We start from the raw sequence: 23,560 nt of genomic DNA on the forward strand, positions 1-23,560 counted from the left end.
CCGTTCCCAAGCAAGCTCGCACCGCAGCCCGCAGGGCGAAGGTACTCCAGTGAGCACCGCCGGGCCGTTCCCAAGGGGCTCAGCCCCACAGTGCGCAGCACGGAGGGTCGTCCAGTGAGCAACAGCGCGCAGAAGTACTACGGCAAATACCGCGGCATGGTGATCTCCAACGTCGACCCCATGCAGCAGGGCCGGCTGATGGTGCAGGTGCCCGATGTGGGCGGCCTGATCCCCGGCACCTGGGCCATGCCCTGCGTGCCGATCGCGGGCATCCAGAACGGCATGTTCGCCCTGCCCATCCCCGGCTCGGGCGTCTGGGTCGAATTCGAACAGGGCGACCCGGACTATCCCATCTGGGTCGGCGGCTTCTGGGGCAGCGCTGCGGAAGTGCCCGCGCTGGCCCTGCTCACGCCCCCGGCGGTGCCGGCCATCACGCTGCAGACGCCGCTGCAGAACGGCCTGACCATCTCCGACGTGCCCGGCCCCACCGGCGGCATCATGATCAAGAGCACCACCGGCGCGATGCTCATCGTCAACGACACCGGCATCTACATCCAGAACGGCAAGGGCGCGGCCATCACCCTGGTGGGCCCGGTGGTGACCATCAACAACGGCGCCCTCACGGTGACCTGACGCCATGCCCGGCCCCCTGCTCCACGTCGGCGCCACCGTGCTCTGTGCCCACGGCGGCAGCGCCACGCCCACGGCGCCCAACCCGCGCGTGCTGGTCAGTGGCCAGCCCACGGTGGTGATGAGCGCGCCCTACGCCATCGCGGGCTGTCCGTTCAACGTCTCGGGCAGCCCGGTGCCCTGCGTCACCGGGCAGTGGGTGGTGGCCGCGCTGCGGGTGCAGTCCAACGGCCAGCCCCTGGTGCTGATGGACAGCCAGGCGGTCTGCGTGCCCAACGGCACACCGCTGATGCCGGTGGCCGCGCAACCCCGCGTGATCGGGAGCTAAACATGACCCAACGCCTGTTTTTCCCCTACCAGTTCGACGGCCGCGGCCTCACCCGCGAGGCCGACGAGGCGGACTGGATCCGTGGCCTGGTCGAGCAGGTGCTGTTCACCGCGCCGGGCGAGCGCGTGATGCGCCCGGACTTCGGCAGCGGCCTGCGCGAGCTGGTGTTCGCCCCCAACAGCCCCGAGCTCGCGGCCACCACCCAGTTCCTGGTGCAGGGCGCGCTGCAGCGCTGGCTCTCGGGTCTGATCACGGTCGAGGCGGTCGAAGTGCGGGCGGTGGACGCCGCGCTCAGCGTCACCGTGCAGTACCTGATACGGCGCAACGCCTCGCGCCAGCGCGAGACCTTCACCCAGGGGGGCCAGCCATGATCTTCCATTGCTGCGACCAGAACCGGCGCACGGCGGTGGACGCCCACCCCACGCTCAACGGCATCGACTGGCTGGAGGTGCTGGACCTAGACGCCCCCTTGGGCAGCCCGCGCCAGCGCACCCTGCTCGTGCGCCTGCTCAAGCCGGTGCCGGCCGGTCTCACGCGCGAACAGGTCGTGATCGAAGGCGGCGAGCGCATCCGCCGCATCCAGGTGGAGTGGATCGGCGTGGCCAGCGCGCCGCCCGCCGAGGCGAACGCGGCCGAGCAGGCCCTGTTCAGCGCGCTGGCCGAGGCCGACCACGTGCTGCTGGTGCGCACCGACAGCGCGGGCGACTTCTCGCGCTATACCCTGCGGCTCACGCAAGACCCGGCCACGCCCACCCCGCTGCCCGACTTCGACCCCCGGCTCTCCGAGATCGAATTCCGCTTCAAGGTGGAATGCCCGAGCGACTTCGACTGCCGCACGCCCCCGGGCTGCACCGAACCCGCCAAGCCCACGCCCGACATCAACTACCTCGCCCGCGACTACGAGAGCCTGCGCCGGCTGGTGATCGACCGCCTGGCGCGCAACATGCCGGGCTGGCGCGACCGCAGCCCGGCCGATCTGGCCACCACGCTGGCCGAGCTGATCGCCTACGTGGGTGACCTGCAGCACTACCAGCTCGACGCCGTCGCCACCGAGGCCTACCTGCACACCGCCCGCCGGCGCAGCAGCCTGCGCCGCCACGCCCTGCTGGTGGACTACGCGGTGCACGAGGGATGCAACGCCCGCGCCTGGCTGCACTTCGACGTGAGCGGCGGCCCCTTCCCCCTGCCCGACGACCTGCGCTTCTATACCCGGGTGGCGGGTGTTCCCCCGCGCATCGTTCCCGATTCGCCCGCCGAGCGCGCCGCGCTGCAGGCCCGGCCCCTGGTGTTCGAGCCGCTGCAAGGCGCGACCCTGCGCGAGGCGCACAACAGCTTTGAATTCCACACCTGGGGCGACACCCGCTGCTGCCTGCCCCGCGGCGCCACCCGCGCCACGCTGCGCGGCCACTGGCCCGAGCTGCAGGCGGGCGACGTGCTGATCTTCCAGGAACAGCTCAGCCCGCTCAGCGCTGAGCCCGAAGATGCCGACCCCGCCCACCGCCACGCGGTGCGCCTGAGCGCCGTGCGCGCCTTCGATGGCAGCGACCCACTGACCGACCCGCTGCCCCCCGACCCGGCCGACCCCACCACCCTGACCGAGATCACCGAGATCGCCTGGCACCCGGCCGACGCCCTGCCCTTCGCCCTGTGCATCTCCAGCGAGACCGACGAGGCGCACGGCAGCGTGCTGATCCACGGCGTGAGCACCGCGCTGGGCAACAACGTGCTGGTCGATCACGGCCAGCGCATCGAAGACGAGCCGCTGGGCAGCGTGCCGCAGCCCCGGCTGCACCACCCGGCCGTGGCGGGCGACGCCTGCCAGCGCGAGGCGCCGCAGCCCCTGCCCCCGCGCTACCGGCCGCAGTTGGCCAGCGCGCCGCTCACCCACCAGGGCACCGTGCTCGTAACGCGGGTCGAGAACGGCGTGCGCAGCAGCGAGCGCCTGCTGTTCGATCCGCAGGACTCGGCCAGCGCCGCCATGCGCTGGCGCACCGCCGACGCCCTGCCCCGGATCGGCCTCACCGCCACCCAGGGCAGTGGCAGCGAGCCCTGGAGCCCGCGCCGCGACCTGCTCGCCAGCCGCGCCACCGACACCCACTTCGTGATCGAAGCCGAAGACGACGGCAGCGCGCGGCTGCGCTTTGGCGACGACCGGCACGGCCGCCGGCCCGACAGCGGCACCGCCTTCAGCGCGCACTACCGCGTGGGCAACGGGCCGCAGGGCAACGTGGGCGCGGGCGCCATCGCCCATGTGGTGACCACGCAGGGCGGCATCAACGCGGTGGTCAACCCCATGCCCGCGCGCGGCGGCGTGGCGCCCGAGACCACCGCCGAGGTGCGCAGGCGCGCGCCGCAGGCCTTTCGCACCCAGGAGCGCGCCGTGACCACGGCCGACTACGCCGCCGTCACCGAGCGCCTGCCCGAGGTGCAGCGCGCCGCCGCCAGCCTGCGCTGGACCGGCAGTTGGCACACCGTGTTCGTTACTGTTGACCGGCAGGACGGTGAAGCCATCGACCCCGCCTTCGCCACCCAGGTCGGCACCCACCTGGACCGCTACCGCATGGCCGGCCACGACCTGCGCATCCACGACCCGATCGCGGTGTCGCTGGAGATCGACCTGCTGGTCTGTGTGGACAAGGACCATTTCCGCAGCGACGTCAGCCGCGGCCTGCTCGATGCGCTGAGCAGCCGCACCCGCGCCGACGGCACGCGCGGCCTGTTCCACCCGGACCACTTCAGCTTCGGCCAGACCGTGTTCCTCAGCCCCCTGTACGCGGCCGCGCGCACCGTGGCCGGCGTGGGCTCGGTCCAGGTCACGCGCTTCCAGCGCCAGGACCAGCCCGACCCCAAACCCCTGGCCGACGGCTTCATGACCCTGGGCCGGCTGGAAATCGCGCGGCTGGACAACGACCCCAACTTCCCCGAGCACGGTGTGCTGCGGCTGGAACTGCACGGAGGCAAGTGATGAGCGGCCAGGACACCTCCCCCGACGACTGCGGCTGCTGCTCCGGCGTGGACGCCGACACCCCGGCGCGCGTGCACAACCCGCCCGGCCAGCCGACCATCGCCTACCGGGTGGGCCGCCACGGCGACTTCCTGGCCTCCATGCAGGCGCGGCTGTCCAGCACCGACACACCGGCCCTGGCGGCCCTGGGCACGCGCGAGTTGAGCGACTTCAGCCTGGCGCTGGCCGACGCCATGGCCACCTCGCTCGACGTGCTGAGCTTCTACACCGAACGCTACGCGCAGGAACACTACCTGCGCACCGCCACCGAGCGCTTGTCGGTGCGCGAGATGGCGCGCCTGATCGGCTACCGGCTCGCGCCCGGCGTGGCCGCCAGCACCCACCTCGCCTTCAAGCTGCTGGAGGCGCCGGGCGCGCCGTCCGAGCCGATCCAGATCCCGGTGGGCACGCGGGTGCAGAGCGTGCCCGGCCAGGACGAGACGGCCCAGAGCTTCGAGACCGTGGCCGACATCCCCGCGCGGGTGCAGTGGAACGCCATGCCGGTGCAGACCCGCGTGCCCTGGCGGCCCCAGTCGGGCAACACCGAGCTGTGGCTCGACGGCCTGGCCACCCAGCTGCAGCCGGGCGACGCGATCTTGATCGTGGGCAGCGACCGCATCAGCGACCCCGGCGGCGAACACTGGGATGTGCGCGTGCTCAGCGCGGTGCTGCCCGACAACGCCAACGCCCGCACCCGCGTGGTGTGGAAGCAGCCCCTGGGCAGCGCGTTCCCGCCCATGAGCCCGGCCGGCGTGGGCGTGGAGGTGCACGCGTTTCGCCAGCGCACGGCGCTTTTCGGCCACAACGCGCCCGACCCCAACCTGCTCAGCGGCCGCGGCTCCAACCTGGCGCAGAAGATCGACAAGAGCACGCCCTCGAACTGGGTCTGGAAGCAGTTCCACATCAACGAAACAACGCTGGACCTGGAGAGCGCCAACCCCAAGATCACCGCCGGCACCTGGTTCGCGCTGGTGTCCAACGAGGCCGGCCAGGGCAGCGCCGACCTGCCGGGCTACACCGGGCTCTACCGCGTCCAGCGTGTGAGCCAGCTCAGCCGCAACGACTTCGGCATCTCGGGCAAGACCACCCGCCTCACGCCCGACACCACCGAAAACCTGAGCGCCGCCCGTTTCGGCCTGCGCAACACGCTGGTGCTCGCGCAGAGCGAGCGCCTGGCCACGGTGGACACGCCGCTGTTCCACCCGGTGCACGGCGACGCGCTCACCCTGGGCCAGCGCGTGGAAGGCCTGCTGCCTGGCCAGGCGCTGGCGGTCTCGGGCACCCGGCAGCGCATCGCCATCGCCGCGGGCGCCCAGGGCCTGTCGCTGCAACTCGCGCAGGGCGGCAGTGTGGCGCTGACCGAGGGCGACGAACTCTTCATGACCGCGCCGGCCAGCCGCCTGCTGTTCTTCACCGCCGTCACGCTCGGCGCCGAGGCCTTCACCGCGCTGCTCGGCCAGTCCACCGTGCGCCTGCGGCTCGCCCTGATGGACCGCGACGGCCGCAGCGGCACGCTGGTGGCCAAGGGCCATGAGATCCGGCTGGCGCCGGCGCGCAAGGACGACCCGCTGGTGCGGGAGATCGCCCACCTCGCCAACACCGGGCAGGCCGTGCTGCTGGAGCGCGACCACACGCAGTTGAAGCTCGACGCCGCGCTGCGCCACGTGTACGAGCGCGCCAGCGTCCGGATCAACGGCAACGTGGCGCCCGCCACGCACGGCGAAACGGTCGAGGCGCTGCTGGGCAACGGCGACGCGGGCAGCGCGGGCCAGCGCTTCGTGCTGAACCAGGCGCCGCTGACCTACGTGAGCGCCCCCACGCCCAGCGGCGGCTCGTCCACGCTGGAGCTGCGCGTGGCCGACGTGTTGTGGACCGAAGCCCCCACGCTCTACCAGGCCAGCCCCGGTGCCCGCGTCTACCAGACGCGCCAGGACGACGACGGCCTGACCACGGTGGAGTTTGGCGACGGCGTGGAAGGCGCGCGCCTGCCCAGCGGGCAGAGCAACGTGCGCGCGCGCTACCGCAAGGGCCTGGGCGTGGCCGGCAACGTGGCCGCGGGCCAGCTCACCACGCTGCTGTCGCGCCCGCTCGGCGTCAGCGAGGTGGTGAACCCCGAGGCCGCCACCGGCGGTGAAGACGGCGAGCGGCTGGAGCGCGCGCGCGACAACGCGCCGCTGACCGTGCTGACGCTGGACCGCGCGGTCTCGATCACCGACTACGCCAGCTTCGCGCGCGCCTTCGCCGGCATCGACAAGGCCCACGCGCTGTGGATTCCCGCCGGCCCCGCGCGGGGCGTGTTCCTCAGCATCGCCGGGGTGGACGGCGCGGTGGTGCCGCCGTCGGGCGCCACCTTCACCAGCCTCGGCGCGGCGCTGCGCAGCCACGGCGACGCGCTGGTGCCGCTGCACCTGCGTAACCACCTCGGCGTGCGTTTTCGCATACGGCTCTCGGTGAAGGTGCTGGCCAGCCACGAGACCGACCCGGTGCTCCAGGCCCTGGAGGCCGCACTGCGCGCGCACTTCAGCTTCGCGCGCCGCCAGTTCGGGCAGACCGTGTCGGTGGACGAGGTGTCGGCCGTGGCCCAGGCGGTGGCGGGCGTGCAGGCGGTGCACGTCACCCGCCTGCACCGCGCTGGCCAGGCCCCGGGCCTGGTGCCGCGGCTGTTCGCGGCCCTGCCCGTGGCCTCGCTCACCGGCCAGCCACTGCCAGCCGAACTGCTCACCCTGGCCAACGAGCCGGTGGAACTGGAGGTGATGCCATGAGCGCAGCTCCGGGCCGTTCCCAAGCAAGCTCGCACCGCAGCCCGCAGGGCGAAGGTACTCCAGTGAGCGCGGCGCGGAGGAAAATCCCATGACCACAGACACCCAGTCGCTCTTTGAACTGCTGCCGGCCATCCACCGCATCCGCGACGCCGAGCTTGCGCAGGCCCTGGGCCTGGAGCGCGGGCCGCTCGAAGAGCTGATCGGCGTGCTGGCCGAGCAGATCGCGGTGGCCGGGGAAAGCCTGGAGCAGCTCCACGACGACCTGTTCATCGAGACCTGCGCCGACTGGGTCGTGCCCTACATCGGCGACCTCATCGGCTACCAGAGCCTGCACGGCGTCACGCCCAAGGTGGCCAGCGCGCGCGCCGAGGTGGCCCACACCATCGCCCTGCGCCGGCGCAAGGGCACGGCGCTGGTGCTGGAGCAGCTCGCGCGCGACGTGACCGGCTGGGACGCGCGCGCCGTGGAGTATTTCCAGCGCATCGTGACCACGCAGTACATGAACCACACCCGCCCGCACAACCTGCAGTCGCCCGACCTGCGGCACGGGTTGGCGCTGGAGCGCGTGGGCACGGCGTTCGAGAGCGCCAACCGCACGGTGGACATGCGGCGCATCGAGTCGGGCCGGGGGCGCCACAACATTCCCAACGTGGGCCTGCACCTGTGGCGCATCCAGGCCTACCGGCACCGCGACACGCCGGCGCTGCGGGTGGGGCCGCGCCGCTACCGGGTGAGCCCGCTCAACCACGACCTGCCGCTGTACAACCGCCCGCGCGCCGAGGACGACATCACCCACCTGGCCGAGCCGGCCCATGTGCCCGGCCCGCTCTCGCGCCGGCGCCTGGCCGCCGAGCTGGCGCAGCACTACGGCACGCGGGCCCACGCCGCGGCGCCGCTGGACAACGCCGAGCCCGCGCTGCTGCTCAGCGTTGGCGGCACGCCGATCGAGCGCGACCAGATCGTGGTCTGCGACCTGGGCGACGACGGCGCCACCTGGGCCCACACCCCGCCGCCGGCGGGCGTCTACGCCATCGACCCGGTGCTCGGGCGCATCGCGCTGCCACCGGAGGCGGACGACCCGGCCGAGCTGAGCCTGACCTGGCACGAAGGCTTCAGCGCCGACCTGGGCGGCGGCGAATACGAACGCGGCGAGAGCCTGCCGGCGCCGGCCGACACCACGCTGGTGGTGCGCGTGCCCGACGACCAGCCCACCATCGGCGCGGCGCTGACCCAGATCGCCGGCAACGGCGTGGTGGAAATCCGCGACAGCCGCCGCTACACGGAAACGCTGACCCTGGCCGTGGTGGCCGACGGGCAGATCGAGATCCGGGCCGAGAACGGCCGCCGCCCGGTGCTCGACCTGGGCGGCTGCACCGTGACCGGCGGGGCCAACGCCGCCTGCACGCTCAACGGCCTGCTGATCACCGGCGCGCCGCTGGTGGTGCCCGACGACGGCGCGAACGCCCTGAAACAGCTGAACCTGCTGCACTGCACCCTGGTGCCGGGCATCGCCCTGAACCCGGACGCCAGCCCGGCGCAGCCCGCCAGCCCCAGCCTGCAACTGGAAGTCGCCGGCCTGCGGACGCACATCGAGCGCTGCATCGTGGGCGCCGTGCGCTGCCACGAGCGCGCCAGCCTGAGCGCGCACGACAGCCTGATCGACGCCACCGGGCGCAGCGGCGTGGCGCTGGCCGCGCTCGATGGCAGCGGCCCCGGCGCGGCGCTCACGCTGGAGGCCTGCACCGTGGTGGGCAAGCTGCACGCGGCGCAGATGAGCGTGTCCAACAGCATCCTGCTTGCGGCCTTGGCCGAGGGCGACAGCTGGGCCGTGCCGGTGCGCGCCGCGCGCAAGCAGGTGGGCTGCGTGCGCTTCTCCTGGCTGCCGCTGAGCGCCATCGTGCCCACGCGCTTCCGCTGCCAGCCCGGCTCGGCGGCCGACGCGCAGCACATCGCGCCGCGCTTCACCTCGCTGGTCTACGGCACACCGGCCTACGCCCAGCTCGCCCGCTCGACACCGCCCGAGGTGCTGCGCGGCGCCGACGACGAAAGCGAAATGGGCGTCTTTCACCACCTGCACGGCGCGCAGCGCGAAGCCAACCTGCGCATCCGCCTCGCCGAGTACCTGCGGGTGGGGTTGCGGGCCGGCATTTTCTACGAATCATGAAGGAGGGAGCACCATGAGTTTCGATCTGAGCCGCGTGCGCTTTGACGCCCGCCAGGACTTCCTGGGCGTGGTCATGCAACAGGGCCGCGTCCAGCTGGATGCGGACTGGAACGAGTGGGTGGCCCAGCTCGGCCGGCGCCTGCAGGCCGGCAGCTGGGACACCTTCAACGGCAGCGTGGTGCCGCGCACCACGCCCGACGGCTTTCGCATAGAGGCGGCCGGTGGCGCCCTGAGCATCGGCGCGGGGCGCATGTATGTCGATGGCCTGCTGGCCGAAAACCACGGCGGCACGCCCGACGCCTGGGACCCGCACCTGGCCGAGCTCGCCGGCACCACCGCGCTGGACTACCTGGACCAGCCTTACTACCCCGACCCGCCCGCGCTGCCCGCCGCGGGGCCGCATCTGGTGTACCTGGACGTCTGGCAACGCGACGTGACCGCGCTGCAGGCGCCCGGGCTCATCGAGCCGGCCGTCGGCGTGGACACCACCGGCCGGCGCCAGACGGTGTGGCAGGTGAAGCTGCTGCCCATCGACGGCGCGATCAGCTGCGCCACGCCCGACGAGGACATTCCCGCCTGGGTGGCCGCCACCGCGCCCTCGGCCGCGCGCCTGTCCACCGCCACCGGCGACCCCGGCTTCGAGCCCAACCCCTGCAGCGTGCCACCCGCCGCGGGCTACCGCGGGCTGGAAAACCAGCTCTACCGGGTGGAGGTGCACCAGGGCGGCGCGCTCGGCACGGCCACCTTCAAGTGGTCGCGCGACAACGCCAGCGTGGCCTCGCGCGCGACCCACATCAACCCGGCGCGCGACCGCGTCACGATGGAGAGCATCGGGCGCGACGACGTGCTGCGCTTCAACGACGGCGACTGGGTCGAAGTCACCGACGACCACCGCGAGCTGCACGGCCTGCCCGGCGAGCTGCGCCGCGTCCGCGCCGCCAGCGGGGTGGACCCGATCGCGCGCACGCTGACTTTTGACCAGCCGCTGAGCGCCGGCCTGTTCCCCACCGATGCGCAACAGGCCACCGACCCGCTGCGCAACACCCGGGTGCGGCGCTGGGACCAGTCGGGCCAGGTGCGCCGCGAAGACGGCAGCGCGGTGGCCGGCCAGGACCTGGACGCGCCCGCCAGCACCGGCGAGGTCCTGATCCCGCCGCTGGGCACGCGCCTGTTTCTGGAACACGGCATCCTGGTTGAGTTCAGCCTCGATCCGGCCGGTGGCCTGTTCCGCAGCGGCGACCACTGGGTGTTCGCCGCGCGCAGCACCAACGCCAAGATCGAAGAACTGGACCGCGCCCCGCCGCTGGGCATCCACCACCACCACGCCCGGCTCGCCGTGGTGAACTTCCCCGACGCCGAGACCGACTGCCGCACGCTGTGGCCGCCCATGCCCGAAGGCCACGGCTGCGATTGCTCGGTCTGCGTCAGCGCGGAAAACCACAACAACGGCAGCGCCACGCTGCAACAGGCGGTGGACAGCCTCAAGGCCACCGGCGGCACGGTCTGCCTGGGCATCGGCAGCTACAACCTGTCGGCGCCGCTGAACATCGAGGGCGCGCGCTCGCTGCGCATCCGCGGCCAGGGCTGGGCCACCGTGCTGCAGGGCACCGAGCCCGGCACCGTGGTGAACATCAGCGAGAGCAACGGCGTGGCGCTGGAAAACCTCAGCCTGCTCGGCGCGGCACGCACCTCGGGCACCACCGCCATGCTGTTGGCCACCCAGGTGATCGACCTGCTCGCGCAGCACATCAACGTGCTAGGCCTGTCGGTGGGCGACGGCACCAGCGTGGCCATCGGGCTGGCCGGCAACGTGCTCGGCGCGAAGATCGAGCAGTGCGCGCTGGTGGCCGAACGCGGCATCGCGGCGGTGACCGACCGCGAACGCAAGCACCTGCTCACCGCCGAACTGCGGATCGCGCGCAACCTGATGTTCTGCAGCCAGCGCGCGGTCAACCTCGACGGCATCAGCCTGCATTTCGGCAGCACGCGCATCGTGGACAACCTGATGCTGGTGGGCAATCAGGCCGCCGTGGTCGCCACCGGTGCCACCCTGCCCGGCTCGCCCATGGACATCACCAGCAACGTCATTTACACCGCCGGCGACGGCATCCGGGCCGGGGTCGATGGCCTGTGCATCGAGGGCAACGAGATATCCGGCTCCAACGAGCGCAGCGGCGACGGCATCGTGCTCGAAGAGGGCCTGGACCCGGTGGCGCTGGATCGCGCGCGCATCGGCGGCAATCGCCTGCGCGCGCTGCGGGGCAACGGTGTGGTGATCAACCACCGCGTCGAACACGCGGTGATCAGCGACAACCATTTCGAACAGCTCGGGCTCGGCGCGCTGGTGATGGCGCGCAGCGCCTCGGCCGGCGTGCTGCGCTTTTCAGGCAACCAGTGCCACGACCTCGGCCAGGCCGCCAACGTGGAGAACACCGCTTTCGCAGCGATCCAGCTGGTCCGCGTGGAGCGCGCCGACCTGCTCGACAACAGCCTGGGCCGGGTCGCGCGCACGGCCACCGGCTCGCCCGCGATTGACGCGGTGCGCGCGCTGGCCATGGGGCAGTTGCGCATCGCGGGCAACCGCTGCTTCGGCATCGGCCCGGACCGCGGCAGCGGCCAGATCAGCGGCCTGCATGTGCCGCCGCCGTTTGAACACTGCGCGATCGACGACAACCAGGTGGAGCGCATTGGCGACGACGGCCAGAAGCCCGAGCCGCTGGCCTGGCGGGCGATCAACATCGCGCCCGGCAGCGGCGTGCGCTTCACCCACTTCGCCATGGCCAGCTTCATCTCGGCGGGCGAAGCGGGCTTCCTGCTGACCGAAAGCCTGGCGGCGGCGGTGCCCGCGCGCACGGGCATCCTGTCCATCCGCGGCAACCGGCTGCGCGGCCACCACTCTTCGGTGCCGCTGAACCGCTGCACCGGCGTCGTCGACTGCCTGTTCAACACCAACCACTGCGAAGCGGTGGGCGAGAGCAGCGCGCAACCGGTTATCGGTCAGCTCGGGGCGCGCACGCTCAACGCCAGCAACAACCGGCTGATCGGCCTGGGGGACCTGCAGACCCTGTTCCTGTTCCCCGAGCTGAAGCGCGCCATCGTGATGGGCAACACCAGCACCGGCCCGATCGTGGTGCAAGGCGGCACGCCCACCCCGGCCGACATCAACCTGACCAACGTCATCGGTCTCTGAAGGAGTCTTGCCATGCCGATCACCAGCTTCCGAGGCGAAAAATCCGTGGCCGAGATCGCCGACGTCATGTTCGAACGCCTGACGCCCAAGCAGCGCGAAAAGGCCGAAGCCGCCATCCTGAAAGCCAACCCGCGGCTGAGCGACCTGAGCACCCTGCCCAAGGGCGCCGTGCTCAAGGTGCCCGACATCCCGGAGCTGCGGCCCAAGGCCCGCCGTGAAGTGGACGACCCGCCGGCCCAGGTCGCCAGCGAGATCGGCGAGGCGCTGGCCGGCTACGGCAAACAACTGGCCCAACGCACCCAGCAGGGCCTGGCCGACAACAAGGAACACAGCGCCCTGATCCGCAGCGACGCCTTCAAACGCGCCCTGGAAAAATCGCCCGAACTGAAAGAACAGGCCGCACTGACCACCAAGGCACTGGAACTGCGCGGCAAGGAGCTCGCGGAGCGCGCGAAAACGGTGGAGGCGGCGATCCAGGACATGCTGAAAGACCTGAAGCAGGCGAGTGCTTGAAGCTTGGCGCGGGGCCTTCCTCGCGCCCTGCCCCGCTACACTGCGCGGCATGAAACCCGCCGCCATCGAAGCCTTCTTCGCCACCCTCCAAGCCGCCAACCCGCACCCCGTCACCGAGCTCGAATACACCAGCGTGTTCGAGTTGCTGACCGCCGTTCTGCTCTCGGCCCAGGCCACCGACGTGGGCGTGAACAAAGCGACGCGCAAGCTGTTCCCGGTGGCGAACACGCCGCAGAAAATTCTGGCGCTGGGGCAGGAGGGCCTGGAGTCGTACATCAAGACCATCGGTCTGTACCGCAGCAAGGCGAAGCACCTGATGCAGACCTGCCAGATGCTGGTGGAGCGCCACGGTGGCGAGGTGCCGCGCACGCGCGAGGCGCTGGAGGCCCTGCCCGGCGTGGGCCGCAAGACCGCCAACGTGGTGCTCAACGTGGCCTTCGGCCAGCCCACCATGGCCGTGGACACGCACATTTTCCGCGTCAGCAACCGCACCGGCCTGGCCCCGGGCAAAACGCCGCTGGCGGTGGAACAGCAGCTGATGAAACGCGTGCCGCCCGCCTACGCGGTGGACTCGCACCACTGGCTGATCCTGCTCGGGCGCTATGTGTGCCAGGCGCGCAAGCCGCTGTGCCACCAATGCGCGGTGTCGGCGTACTGCGATTTCAAGCCGAAGACGCTGGGCTGATACCGACCGCTCCTACCGAGGGGCGCAGCCGCATCCCTCGGCGTCTGGGCTCACCGCACACGCACCTCCGCTCGATGGCCCACTTTCGCATGTCCTGGCGCGCCTGCGACGCGCCAGGACCATGGTGCCCCAGACCAGCGCCGCCATGGACACCATCACCACCAGCACCAGCCACTCCAGAGCGATCTGGAAATGCACGCCCAGCCAGGACGTCAGCCCAAGCGCAGCCGCTCCCCCGAACAATGGGATCGCCAAGGGGATGGTGCAGCAGGCCACACACGCTCCGGCCACGCCCAGGGCTGTCAATACAGGTTTTTTCACGCGTCTTCTCCAGTTGATCCATGCGGGTCGATTCCCGTGGGCCAACTGTAAAATCTCAAGCAACTTGAGATACAAGGCCCGCAGTGAAAAAACCCGCAACCACCACAGAACCCCCACCCGAACTGTTGACCATTGGCGTCCTGGCCAAGCGGGTCGGCTTCGCGGTATCCGCCCTCCGGTACTACGAGGAAGTGGGCTTGATACCGACGGCCATGCGCCGCGAGAGCGGTCATCGTGTCTACCCGGAGTCGGTGCAAGACGTGCTCATCCTCATCCGGCACTGCCGCGACCTGGGTTTTTCCATCGATGAGACCCGCGAGCTCGTCACGCTGTCGACCAGCGCCGAGCGCGACTGCGTGGAGGCCCGCGCGATTGCCCAGGGGCATCTCACGGCCGTGCGGGCCAAGATGGCTGAGTTGCGCCGCCTGGAGCGAAGTCTGTCGCGTTATGTCCGGGCCTGCAGCGAGGGCTGTGCCGGCGGCCCCGCGCCCGACTGCACCATCCTGACCGACCTTCGCCAAGGCCTGTCCGCTTCGACCGAAACGACCGGTTGCTGCTCGTGATCCGCGTTACGCTGGAACGCCATCCCTGATTGCCATCGGACTTGGGTTGGCTGCGGGCTCCGCGTGGCCGGGCACCGGCCCCTTCCAGCGCGTGCAGATGACCCTTGCCCGGTTTCGAACCCAGCCCGACGAAGGGAGGGGACATCTGGCTAACGCAATACGAACCACACCGAACCAACCAGCGCGATGCCCATCCCAATGTTGAACACTTGTGAGCGGCGCTCGTTGGTCAACCATCGCTGCATCGAGGCACCGAACGCCAGCCATACCGCACAGCTTGGTGCCGCCGCCACCGCGAACAATCCGCCGAGCAAAAGGGCTCGTTCCAGAATCCCGAGGTCGCCACTTCCCGAATAGGCAGCCGCAGCGCTGACACTCACAACCCAGGACTTGGGGTTGACCCACTGGAAGGCCAGTGCAGCTCGGAATCCGACAGGTTCGGTGCGCGCCGTGGCACCGTTTGATGGACGCATAGCCGGAGCGCTTGCGACCTTCCAAGCCAGCCACAGCAGGAAGAGGGAACCACCCCACTTCAGAATCGCAAGCGACGTGGGATAGGCATTGATGAACCCACCTAGGCCGAACGTGGCGGCGCTCATCAGCGCGGCCATCCCAATCACAACGCCCGCAAGGCAAGGCAAACCGCCTCTGAAGCCGGCCCGCGCGCCTGCGGCCATCACAAGCACGTTGCTGGGACCTGGCGTCACAGCAGCAACAATGGCAAAGACTAAAAATGCAAGCAGCTCTTGTTGCGACATGGTGAAATTCATCGTTGGTTGAGGAAAGGATTGGGTATATCGCTATGCAAGGCATCCGTCTTGAACGATCTTGTGAAGCCTCCTCGCACGCCGCATGGTTGGCGGACGCGCCTGCGAGTGCAGGCGTCTCCCGACTGCGCGCGCGTCTGTATCGGGAGGCCTATGCCAAACACCGCCACGACACCTACACCGTCTGCCTGACCGAGCAGGGAGTGCAAGCGTTCGACTACCGAGGCACGGTGCACCACAGCCTGCCCGGGCAGTTGGTGATCCTCCACCCTGACGAGGCGCACGATGGCCGCGCGGCGACTGCGCAGGGCTTTGCCTACCGGACGCTCTACGTCGATCCCGGCCGCGTTTTCGACGCCGTACGCGCCATCGCTCCCAGCCACTGTGCCCTGCCCTTCATCACCAATCCTGTCGTGACGGATCGGACGCTGGCCGACGTGCTCACGCACGCTTTCGACGGCACGATGGAGCCCCTGCGGGCGGACGCATTGGTGCATGCCGTGGTGTCAGGCCTCCTGAGGGCGAGTTCAGGCGAAAAGGCCACCGCGCCACCACGCGCGTTGGACCTGGTTGCGCTCAGGAAAACAAGCGATTTCCTGACGGAGAATTTTCGTCGCGTGGTGCGTTCCGTCGAACTGGAAAAGCTTTGCGGTCTGTCGCGCTTCGAGCTGTGCACGCAGTTCAAGAGCCGCTTCGGCACCTCGCCCTATCGCTATCTGCTGATGCGCCGTCTTGAGTATGTACGCGAACAACTGGGCCACTGCGTATCTTTGGCCGACCTTGCCGTCGAAGCCGGTTTTGCAGATCAAGCCCATATGACCCGTCAATTCAAGGCAGCCTTCGGCCTGACACCGCGCCACTTTGCAGCGCTGCGAAGCGCCGACGTGGGCAAGGTCGTACCGCCCCTGAAGAACGGTCGTTGCGTTCCGTAGAAGAACGCAGGGGCTGGCGATGACGAGTGGCATGTGTACGGATCCGACTTTTACCTTCTCGGCTTGTCTCGGTGTCCGAAAGAATTTGACCATGACAACGCACACTGCACGCGGCGCGGAGAGAGCTATCTCACCCAGGACTGCACTTGCGGAAGATCCAGCGCGATCACCGTGACAGCGTGCAGCACCAGCCCCACCAGCGCCCCCACGAGCGTGCCGTTGATGCGGATGAACTGCAGATCGCGGCCGATGTTGTTTTCGAGCACGCGGCTCATCTCCTGAGCGTCCCAGGCTTGCACCCGCTGCGCCACGAAGCCGACGATGCTCTCGCGGCTGCCGTCCAGCGCTCGCAGCAAGACGTGTTGTGCCTGGGCGTTGATCCAGCCACGCAGCGCCTCGTCGGCCAGCAACTGCTGCCCCACGGTCTGCACCACGCTGGCGATGCGCTCGGCCAGCGCGGTCTCGGGCTTCATGGCCTCCTCGCTCAGGTGGCCCATGAGCGCGCGCCACCAGGCCTCGATGGGGGCGCTCCAGGCCGGCTGGGCCAACCAGGCATCGCGCCAGAGCGCCACACGGGCACGCCAGTCGGCATCGTGCTGCAGCCGCTCGATGGCATCGGCCATCCAGCCGTCGAAGCGGTGGCGCAGCTCGTGATCGGGGTCCTGCGCCACCTCGGCAAGCGTGCGGGTGAGCGCGGCCACCAGCTTGCGCGTGGCCAGGCGAGCGGCCACCTGGTCGAGCCCGACGTATTTGAGCTCCTTGAGTTCGCGCGCGATGGCGTCCGTGAGCCGCTCCTGCACGGCGTCCTGCCCGGCCCAGCTCGAGAGCTGCTGGAGCAGGCCGTTGAGCCACTGCTGGTGGTGGCCGTGTTCGGTGAGCGCGCCCAGCGCCTGGCCACCGAGCGCCGATAGGTCCACCTCGCGCAGCAGGCGCTGCGCAAGCCGCGCCACCCATTGGCGCACGGGCGCCTGGTCGAGCGCGGACAGGATGGCCGGCGTGGCCTGCCGCAGCCACTCGCCCACGCGCTGCGCCGACTCGGGCCGGGTCAGCCACTGGCCGGCCTCCAGGCTCAGGTCCCAGCGCGCCAGCGTGGGCCGCACGTGTTCGGCGGTCAGGAAATGTTCGCCCAGAAAACGCGCCAGCTGCGCGCCCAGGCGGTCCTTGTTGGCGGCAATGATGGCCGTGTGGGGAATGGGCAGACCCAGCGGGTGGCGGAACAGCGCGACCACCGCGAACCAGTCGGCCAACGCCCCCACCATGGCCGCCTCGGCCGCGGCCGCCACGTAACCCCAGGCCAGGTGGCGCGGCCCCAGCAGCGTGGCCAGCACATACACCAGGGCGGCGAACAGCAGCAGGCCCAGGGCCAGCGCTTTCATGCGGGCCAGGCTGGCGGGAGGGCGTGGCGACGGGCTCTTCATGGGCGCCAGTGTGCACGCTGGAGGCGGCACATGCGGTGTTGCATTCAAGCGTGGAACAAGGCGGGAGCCGCAGACCGTGCTGCAGCACGGCAAGGCGAACCAACGCGGTGATACGTTTGCAGGCAAAACCGCATCACAGCGTCAGACACAGATGCCCCCCAGGCTCCGGCGCCTCGCGGGGCCACTGGTCCACGTCGCTGATCGGCGCGCTGCCGTTGGCCACCAGATATTGCACGGCGCGGATCACGCCCGCGTGGGTCACCCAGACGGCCTGGCCCTGCTGTTTCAGGCGCACCACCGCCAGCGCCACGGCCACGCGGTCGATCAGCTGCTGCACGCTCTCGGCGCCGCCAAAGCGGTGGTGCGCGAAATCGGCCAGCCAGACGTCAAAGGCCTGGCGCGGGATGGCATCCCAGCGCTTGAGCTCCCAGCGACCGAAGTTCATTTCGTTCAGCCGCGTGTCGGTGGCGGGCGCGCCCAGGTCGGGCCGCAGTGTGTGCAATTCACGCGCGAGCTGCTGGGCGCGCTGCAGGCCCGAGACCCACAGCGGCGCGCCCTCGGGCAGCAGCGCCGCCATCGACCGCGCGGCCTGGCTCGTGAGCGCCAGGTTCGCGGGCACGTCGGTGGCGCCGTAGCAGCGCCCGGCGTCGAGCACCACCGGCGCGTGGCGCAACAGCCAGAGCGTCATGCGCGCGCCCTCATGGCGTGGCGGGCAGGCACAGCACCAGCCCGAGGTAGAACCCGAGCTCGCTCACCTGCTGCGTGGCGCCCAGACCGTCGCCGGTGAAACCCTGCAGCCGCCGGCGCAGCAAGCGCCACATCCAGGCCAGGCCCAGCAAAGCACCCAGCACCGCCTGCGGCCAGGGCGCGCCCGGCAGTGCCCAGCCCACCAGCGCCATGGCCAGCGCCCACCAGAGCAGGCCAGTGGCCAGACCGGCGTTGCCGATGCTCTCGGCCAGCGGCTTGGACTTGGAGGTGGGCGTATCGCCCACGTGCGGCAGCGTGCGGATGATGAACAGCGGCATGAGGCGCGAGCTGATGTGCGCCGCGAACAGGCCCGCCGTCGCCAGCAGCGTGCCGCCCGCCTGCGCCAGCAGCGCCAGCAACGCCGCCTTGCTCAGAAAGGCCAGCACCAGCGCCACCGCGCCGTAGCTGCCGATGCGCGAGTCCTTCATGATCTCCAGCGCACGCTCGCGGCTCGGGCTGCCGCCCAGGCCATCGGCCGTGTCGGCCAGCCCGTCTTCATGGAACGCACCGGTGAGCAGCACGCTGAAGACGGTGCAGGCGACGGCCGCGACCCAGGGCGCCGCGGGTTGGGCGGGCAGCAGCATCAGAAGCCCATAGAACACCACCGCCGTGAGCCCGCCCACCACCCAGCCCACACCCGGGAAATGCGCGGCGCTCGCGCGCAGCATGGCGGGCGAAAAGCCCACCCAGTCGGCCAGGCGCCCCGTGACCGGGATGCGGGTGAAGAACTGCAACGCAAGCAAAAAGTGGCGAAGCGGCATGGACACCCCCCTGCGCCGCTGCGCGTCTTCCCCCCTCTTCTGCGGGAGGGGAGACGATGCAACCTGTGGCCCGGCGAAGCCGGTTCCACGGCTGCTCTTGGTGGGGGGGCCTTGCTCCACGGCGTTCCTCTGTGTCTCAGGCGGCGGGTGCGGTGTCGGCCGGGGCTTCGTCCTGCCGCGACACACCGGCCGACTCGAAGCTCGCCATCTCGCACAGGACGGCGCAGGCGCTTTGCAGCAGCGGCCAGGCCATGGCGGCGCCCGAGCCTTCGCCCAGGCGCAGGCCCAGATCGAGCAGCGGCTCGGCGCGCAGGTGCGAGAGCATGAGCGCGTGGCCCCGTTCGCCCGAGCGGTGCGCGAACACGCAGCGCTGCAGCACGTTGGGCTGCACATGGCTGGCCACGAGCACGGCGGCGCTGGCGATGAAACCGTCGACCACGATCACACGGCGCTCGCTGGCCGCCTGCAACACGGCGCCCACCATGGTGGCGATCTCGAAGCCGCCAAACGCGGCCAGCGCGGCCAGCGGGTCCTTGGCATCGGGGTGGCGCTCCAGCACCTGGCGCAGGATGCCGATCTTGCGCTGCACGGCCTCGGCGTCCAGGCCGGTGCCGGCACCGGTGCAGTCGGCCACGGCCAGGCCGGCCAGGCGCGCCAGCAGCATCGAGGCGGCCGAGGTGTTGCCGATGCCCATCTCGCCCAGCAGCAGCGCGTTGCCCGGCAGATCGCGCACCAGCGCCGCGCCGTTGGCCAGGGCGGTCTGGCACTGATCGGCGCTCATGGCCGGGCCTTCGAGCGCGTCGGCGGTGCCCGGTGCGACCTTGCAGTTCACCAGCCCGGGCCGCGGCGCGAAGTCGTGCCGCACGCCGCAGTCCACCACCGTGAGGCCGATGCCGTGTTGCCGCGCGAGCACGCTCACCGCGGCACCGCCGGCCAGGAAGTTTTCCACCATCTGCCAGGTCACGTCGCTCGGGTAGGCCGAGACGCCGCGCGCGGCCAGGCCGTGGTCGCCGGCGAACACCACGAGTTGCGGCGCTTTCAGCTCAGGCGTTTCGCTGCCCAGGATCAGGCCGATGCGCTGGGCCAGGGCCTCGATGCGGCCGAGCGAGCCCAGCGGCTTGGTCTTGTTGTCCAGCTTGTGCTGCAGGCGCTCGGCGAGCGCGGTTTGCGCGATGTCGGCGATGGCGGGTGGTGTGTAGGACATGGCAGGCTCCAGGGGTTCAGGGTTGGATGAGTTGGTCGAGCACGCCGGGCTCGAAATGGGATTCAATGAAATCGGCCAGGCCGTCGAACACGGTCTCCAGCGTGGGCGCGGTGGCCCCAAACAGCGCGTGCAGCACGCGCGGGTCTTCGAACAGGCCGTGCAGGTAGACGCCGAGCACGTTGCCAGCGGCGTTCTGCCAGCCCAGGCCGGGCAACACCTCGCGCGCCACGTCGCCCTTGGCGGCCATGGCCGGGTGTTGGGTGGTCTGCCCGTGGTGGATTTCGTAGCCCGCCGCGGTCACGCCCGAGAGCGGGGCCCAGGGGCCGGTGAGCGCGCCAAACCGGGACTCGGTGTGGCGCACGGTTTTTTGCAGGTCGAAGCGCGTCACCAGCGGCAGCAGGCCCAGGCCGGGCGCGTTGCCGTCGATGCCGTGCGGGTCGATCAGCGCCTCGCCCAACACCTGCAGCCCACCGCACACGCCCAGCACCGCCCCGCCCTGCGCGGCGTGCGCGGCCACGGCGCGGTCCAGCCCCTGCGCGCGCAGCCAGGCCAGATCGGCCGCCGTGGACTTGGAGCCCGGCAGCACGATCCAGTCGGCGCCCACGCAGTCGGCTGGCGTGCGCGCCCAGACCAGGCGCAGGCCGGGCACGTTCTTCAGCGGCTGGAACTCGTCGAGGTTGCTGATGCGCGGCCAGGCGATCACGGCGATCGTTTTCCGCACCGCGCCGCAAGCGAGGGTGCGGTCATCGAAAACGCCGTCTTCTTCCGGCAGGCCGTGTTGCCACCACATCGGCAGCGTGGCGACAACCGGCACGCCGGTCAGGTCCTGCAGCATCCGCGGCGCGGGCGCGAGCAGCGCGGCGTCGCCACGGAACTTGTTGAGCACAAAGCCGCGGATCAGCGCCTGCTCGTCGGCCGGCAGCAGCGCCCAGGTGCCGTAAAGGTGGGCGAAGGCCCCACCGCGGTCGATGTCGGTCACCAGCAGACAGCGCGCCTGCGCGTGCAGCGCCACCCGCATGTTGACGATGTCGCTGCCGTGCAGGTTGATCTCGGCCGGCGAGCCCGCACCCTCGATCACCACCACGTCGTTCTCGGCGCGCAGCGCATCCAGCGCGGCGGCGATCTGGGGCCAGACGTGCAGACTGCGACCGCGCCACGGCATCTCCGACAGCGCCTGGCTCACCTGCCCCATCAGCACCACTTGGCTGTGCGTATCGGCCTCGGGCTTGAGCAGCAGCGGGTTCATGCGCACGTCGGGTTCGGCCCGCGCGGCCAGGGCCTGAAAGTACTGCGCAGAACCGATTTCTGCCCCCACGCTCCACCGCTCACGCGGGTCGCTGCCCCCCGAGGGGGCTGTTTCACCTTGGGGCGGCCCGGCGGTGAACGCTTCCGCCCCCACGCTCCACCGCCCACGCGGGTCGCTGCCCTCCGTGGGGGCTGTTTCAGCTTGGGGCCCCAGCACCACCCGAGCGTTGTTGCTCATGTTCTGCGCCTTGAACGGGACAACTTTCAGCCCCTGGCGCGCGTAGTGGCGGCACAGCGCCGTGGTCAGCCAGCTCTTGCCCGCGCCGCTGGTGGTGCCGAGCACCATCACGCAGACGGCGGTCATGCGGACACCTCCACGCAGCGCAACGGGGTGCTCTGCAAGGCATCGCGCAGGGCCGCCTGCGCGGCGGGCGACCGCACACCCAGGCGCCAGTGGCCGGACAGGCCGAGCGAGGTCGTGTCGCGCAACTTGATGCCCTGGGCACGCAGGGCCGGTGTATCCAGGGCTACGGGTGCGCGGGCGCAGAAGTAGTTCGCCTCGCTGGGCAGGCAGGTCCAGCCCAGCCCGGCCAACAGGGCCATCTGCTGCGCTTTCCAGTCACGCAGGCTCACCAGGCTCTCGGTCAGCCATTGTTGTGTATCGGCCCGCACCCACGCCCGCAGCATCGCCACGCCATGCGCGCCCAGCGGCCAGGACGGCGCCAGCCGCTCCAGCGCGCGCGCCAGCTCCTGGCTCTGCACCGGCGCGATGGCGTAGGCGCCGCGCACCCCCGTCAGACCCAGCGCCTTGTTGGGCGTCCAGAGCTGCCAGAGGCGGTCCAGCGCGTCGACACCCAGGCTGCAGCGGCCGGACTGGCGCAGCGGCTCGTAGGCGCGGTCGATCACGATCACACCGCCCTGCTGCGCCACGGTGCTCGCCATGGCTTCGGCGCTGCCCAGCGGGCTCGACGGTTCGCACAGCCACAGCAGGTCGGCCTGCGCGGGATCGTTCACCCGCTGCAGACCCCAAGCCTGCGCGGCATGCGCGTAGTCGCCGTAAGCGGGCACGGGCCACCAGGCGCGCTGCCCGCCCGCGCGGGCCACGCTGGCGCTGATGCGAGCGATGAACTCGCTGGCGCTGGCCGCGATCACGATGCGTTCGACCGCGACGCTGTGGAACCCGGCCAGCGCCTCGCGCAGCGCTGTGTGGCGCGGGTCGGGGTAATGCGCCGCGTCGGCCTGCCGCACCGCGGCCAGCGCCATGGGGCTTGGCCCGCAAGCGTTGGCGTTGGTGGAAAAGTCCCAGCGGGGCACGCCCATCGCGTCGGGGCCGCCGTGTGGATGTGTCATCGAAACAGGCTCCAGAAACCCGCCGCTGCCCAGACCGCGGCCAACAGGGCACAAGTAAACACCACACGGCCCGCCAGCCGCAAGGCCTGGGCGGTGTCGGCCGGCAGTGCGCCGCGCCCGTGGGGATGCAAGGTGTAGACACCGGGTTTGCCCAGGCGCACGTCCAGCGCCAGCGCCATGGCGGCCATGGGCCAGCCGCTGTTGGGTGAGGGCGTCAGGCCCGCCTGCACCGGCAACTGCCGCAGCCTGCCCGCCGCACCCAGCAGACCCAGCAATGCGGCCGTGATGCGCGCGGGCAGCCAAGACAACACATCGTCGGCCCGCGCCGCCCACTTGCCGGCCCAGCTCCAGTCGCGGCCCTGGCGCTCGCCGCGGTAGCCCCACATGGCATCGGCCGTGTTGGCGAAGCGGTACAGCGCCGCGCCGGGCAGGCCGGCCACGACAAACCAGAACAGCGGTGCCACGACCGAGTCGTTGAGGTTTTCCGCCAGGGTCTCGATGGCACTTTCGCGCACCTCGCGCTCGCTGAGCGGTGCCACGTCGCGGCTGACCAGCCAGGCCAGGCGCGCGCGCCCCGCCTCGGTGGACACGCCCAGCGCCCGCTCCACCGCGCGCACCTCGTCGCGCAGCATGCGCCAGGCCAGCATCGGCTTGAGCAGCACCCCCAGCGCCAGCGCCTGCAGCCAGGTCGGCCCTCCGCTCACGGCCCGGGTCGCCGCGAACGCGATCACCACCACCAGCAGCGCCCCGAAGGCCCAGGCCAGCGCGCCCGCCACGAACGGCCGCGCCGCACCGGCCGCCGGCCCGCCCATCACCGGCGCGATGCGCCGACCCAGCACCCCGAGGTAGTGGCCCATCCACACCACCGGGTGCCAGCGGGGCGGCGGCTCGCCCCAGCAGCGGTCGATGAACAGCGCCACCCCGATGGCGAAGGCCATCACGGTCCAGGTCGGCAGCGCTGCCAGCTCGGCCATGG

General features: G+C 70.8%; 19 protein-coding genes. 11 read left to right on the forward strand and 8 right to left on the reverse strand.

From position 1 onward, the window contains the following. The first annotated feature begins 114 nt into the window (after positions 1 to 114). The 10 genes from AC07YZ_RS03405 to AC07YZ_RS03450 all read left to right on the forward strand — a co-directional run bounded on the left by AC07YZ_RS03405 (position 115) and on the right by AC07YZ_RS03450 (position 14,160). Positions 115 to 633: a phage baseplate assembly protein V gene (locus AC07YZ_RS03405; protein WP_494793703.1), complete on the forward strand. Its 519-nt coding sequence runs from the start codon at positions 115 to 117 to the stop codon at positions 631 to 633. Positions 634 to 637: 4 nt separating this feature from the next. After that, a complete protein-coding gene (locus tag AC07YZ_RS03410) occupies positions 638 to 958 on the forward strand; it encodes a hypothetical protein (RefSeq protein WP_226492728.1) in 321 nt (106 codons plus the stop codon). Positions 959 to 960: 2 nt separating this feature from the next. Continuing rightward, positions 961 to 1,329: a GPW/gp25 family protein gene (locus tag AC07YZ_RS03415; protein WP_068166235.1), complete on the forward strand. Its 369-nt coding sequence runs from the start codon at positions 961 to 963 to the stop codon at positions 1,327 to 1,329. After that, complete coding sequence (locus AC07YZ_RS03420) at positions 1,326 to 3,923, forward strand: putative baseplate assembly protein (protein WP_494793704.1); 2,598 nt, start codon at positions 1,326 to 1,328, stop codon at positions 3,921 to 3,923. The genes AC07YZ_RS03415 and AC07YZ_RS03420 overlap by 4 nt, the downstream gene beginning before the upstream one ends. Beyond that, a complete protein-coding gene (locus tag AC07YZ_RS03425) occupies positions 3,923 to 6,724 on the forward strand; it encodes a putative baseplate assembly protein (RefSeq protein WP_494793705.1) in 2,802 nt (933 codons plus the stop codon). The genes AC07YZ_RS03420 and AC07YZ_RS03425 overlap by 1 nt, the downstream gene beginning before the upstream one ends. Positions 6,725 to 6,812: 88 nt before the next feature. Next, complete coding sequence (locus AC07YZ_RS03430) at positions 6,813 to 8,888, forward strand: hypothetical protein (protein WP_494793706.1); 2,076 nt, start codon at positions 6,813 to 6,815, stop codon at positions 8,886 to 8,888. A gap of 13 nt (positions 8,889 to 8,901) precedes the next feature. Further along, complete coding sequence (locus AC07YZ_RS03435) at positions 8,902 to 12,078, forward strand: DUF6519 domain-containing protein (RefSeq protein WP_494793707.1); 3,177 nt, start codon at positions 8,902 to 8,904, stop codon at positions 12,076 to 12,078. Positions 12,079 to 12,090: 12 nt separating this feature from the next. Then, positions 12,091 to 12,591 carry a hypothetical protein gene (locus AC07YZ_RS03440; protein WP_226492723.1) on the forward strand — a complete coding sequence of 167 codons (501 nt, stop codon included), beginning with the start codon at positions 12,091 to 12,093 and terminating at the stop codon, positions 12,589 to 12,591. Between the two features lie 49 nt (positions 12,592 to 12,640). Continuing rightward, positions 12,641 to 13,276 (forward strand): endonuclease III, encoded by a 636-nt coding sequence (gene nth, locus AC07YZ_RS03445; RefSeq protein ID WP_494793708.1) that lies wholly within the window; start codon positions 12,641 to 12,643, stop codon positions 13,274 to 13,276. 404 nt (positions 13,277 to 13,680) lie between these two features. Beyond that, positions 13,681 to 14,160, forward strand: a complete 480-nt coding sequence (locus AC07YZ_RS03450; protein ID WP_494793709.1) for a MerR family transcriptional regulator — start codon at positions 13,681 to 13,683, stop codon at positions 14,158 to 14,160. A 149-nt stretch (positions 14,161 to 14,309) separates the two neighbouring features. Here the strand turns inward: AC07YZ_RS03450 and AC07YZ_RS03455 are convergent, their stop codons facing one another. After that, complete coding sequence (locus tag AC07YZ_RS03455) at positions 14,310 to 14,930, reverse strand: LysE family translocator (protein WP_494793710.1); 621 nt, start codon at positions 14,928 to 14,930, stop codon at positions 14,310 to 14,312. 32 nt (positions 14,931 to 14,962) lie between these two features. On the opposite strand from AC07YZ_RS03455, the gene AC07YZ_RS03460 reads away from it, so the two are divergent. Beyond that, positions 14,963 to 15,859, forward strand: coding sequence for an AraC family transcriptional regulator (locus AC07YZ_RS03460; RefSeq protein WP_494793711.1), 897 nt, complete (start codon positions 14,963 to 14,965; stop codon positions 15,857 to 15,859). Between the two features lie 125 nt (positions 15,860 to 15,984). Here the strand turns inward: AC07YZ_RS03460 and AC07YZ_RS03465 are convergent, their stop codons facing one another. From AC07YZ_RS03465 to cbiB, 7 genes are all read right to left on the reverse strand, one after another. After that, positions 15,985 to 17,277 (reverse strand): DUF445 domain-containing protein, encoded by a 1,293-nt coding sequence (locus tag AC07YZ_RS03465; RefSeq protein WP_494793712.1) that lies wholly within the window; start codon positions 17,275 to 17,277, stop codon positions 15,985 to 15,987. Positions 17,278 to 17,410: 133 nt separating this feature from the next. Then, entirely contained in the window at positions 17,411 to 17,965 is a 555-nt protein-coding gene (locus tag AC07YZ_RS03470; RefSeq protein ID WP_494793713.1) for a histidine phosphatase family protein, read from the reverse strand. A 10-nt stretch (positions 17,966 to 17,975) separates the two neighbouring features. Beyond that, entirely contained in the window at positions 17,976 to 18,785 is an 810-nt protein-coding gene (locus tag AC07YZ_RS03475; protein ID WP_494793714.1) for an adenosylcobinamide-GDP ribazoletransferase, read from the reverse strand. 136 nt (positions 18,786 to 18,921) lie between these two features. Continuing rightward, positions 18,922 to 19,989, reverse strand: coding sequence for a nicotinate-nucleotide--dimethylbenzimidazole phosphoribosyltransferase (gene cobT, locus AC07YZ_RS03480; protein WP_226492717.1), 1,068 nt, complete (start codon positions 19,987 to 19,989; stop codon positions 18,922 to 18,924). A gap of 16 nt (positions 19,990 to 20,005) precedes the next feature. After that, positions 20,006 to 21,598, reverse strand: coding sequence for a cobyric acid synthase (locus AC07YZ_RS03485; protein WP_494793715.1), 1,593 nt, complete (start codon positions 21,596 to 21,598; stop codon positions 20,006 to 20,008). Next, positions 21,595 to 22,584 (reverse strand): aminotransferase class I/II-fold pyridoxal phosphate-dependent enzyme, encoded by a 990-nt coding sequence (locus AC07YZ_RS03490; protein ID WP_494793716.1) that lies wholly within the window; start codon positions 22,582 to 22,584, stop codon positions 21,595 to 21,597. Before AC07YZ_RS03490 ends, AC07YZ_RS03485 begins: the two co-directional genes overlap by 4 nt. Further along, positions 22,581 to 23,558 carry an adenosylcobinamide-phosphate synthase CbiB gene (cbiB, locus tag AC07YZ_RS03495; protein WP_494793717.1) on the reverse strand — a complete coding sequence of 326 codons (978 nt, stop codon included), beginning with the start codon at positions 23,556 to 23,558 and terminating at the stop codon, positions 22,581 to 22,583. The genes AC07YZ_RS03490 and cbiB overlap by 4 nt, the downstream gene beginning before the upstream one ends. Positions 23,559 to 23,560 lie beyond the last annotated feature (2 nt).

This window comes from Hydrogenophaga sp. GW101-3F08 (assembly GCF_059424585.1).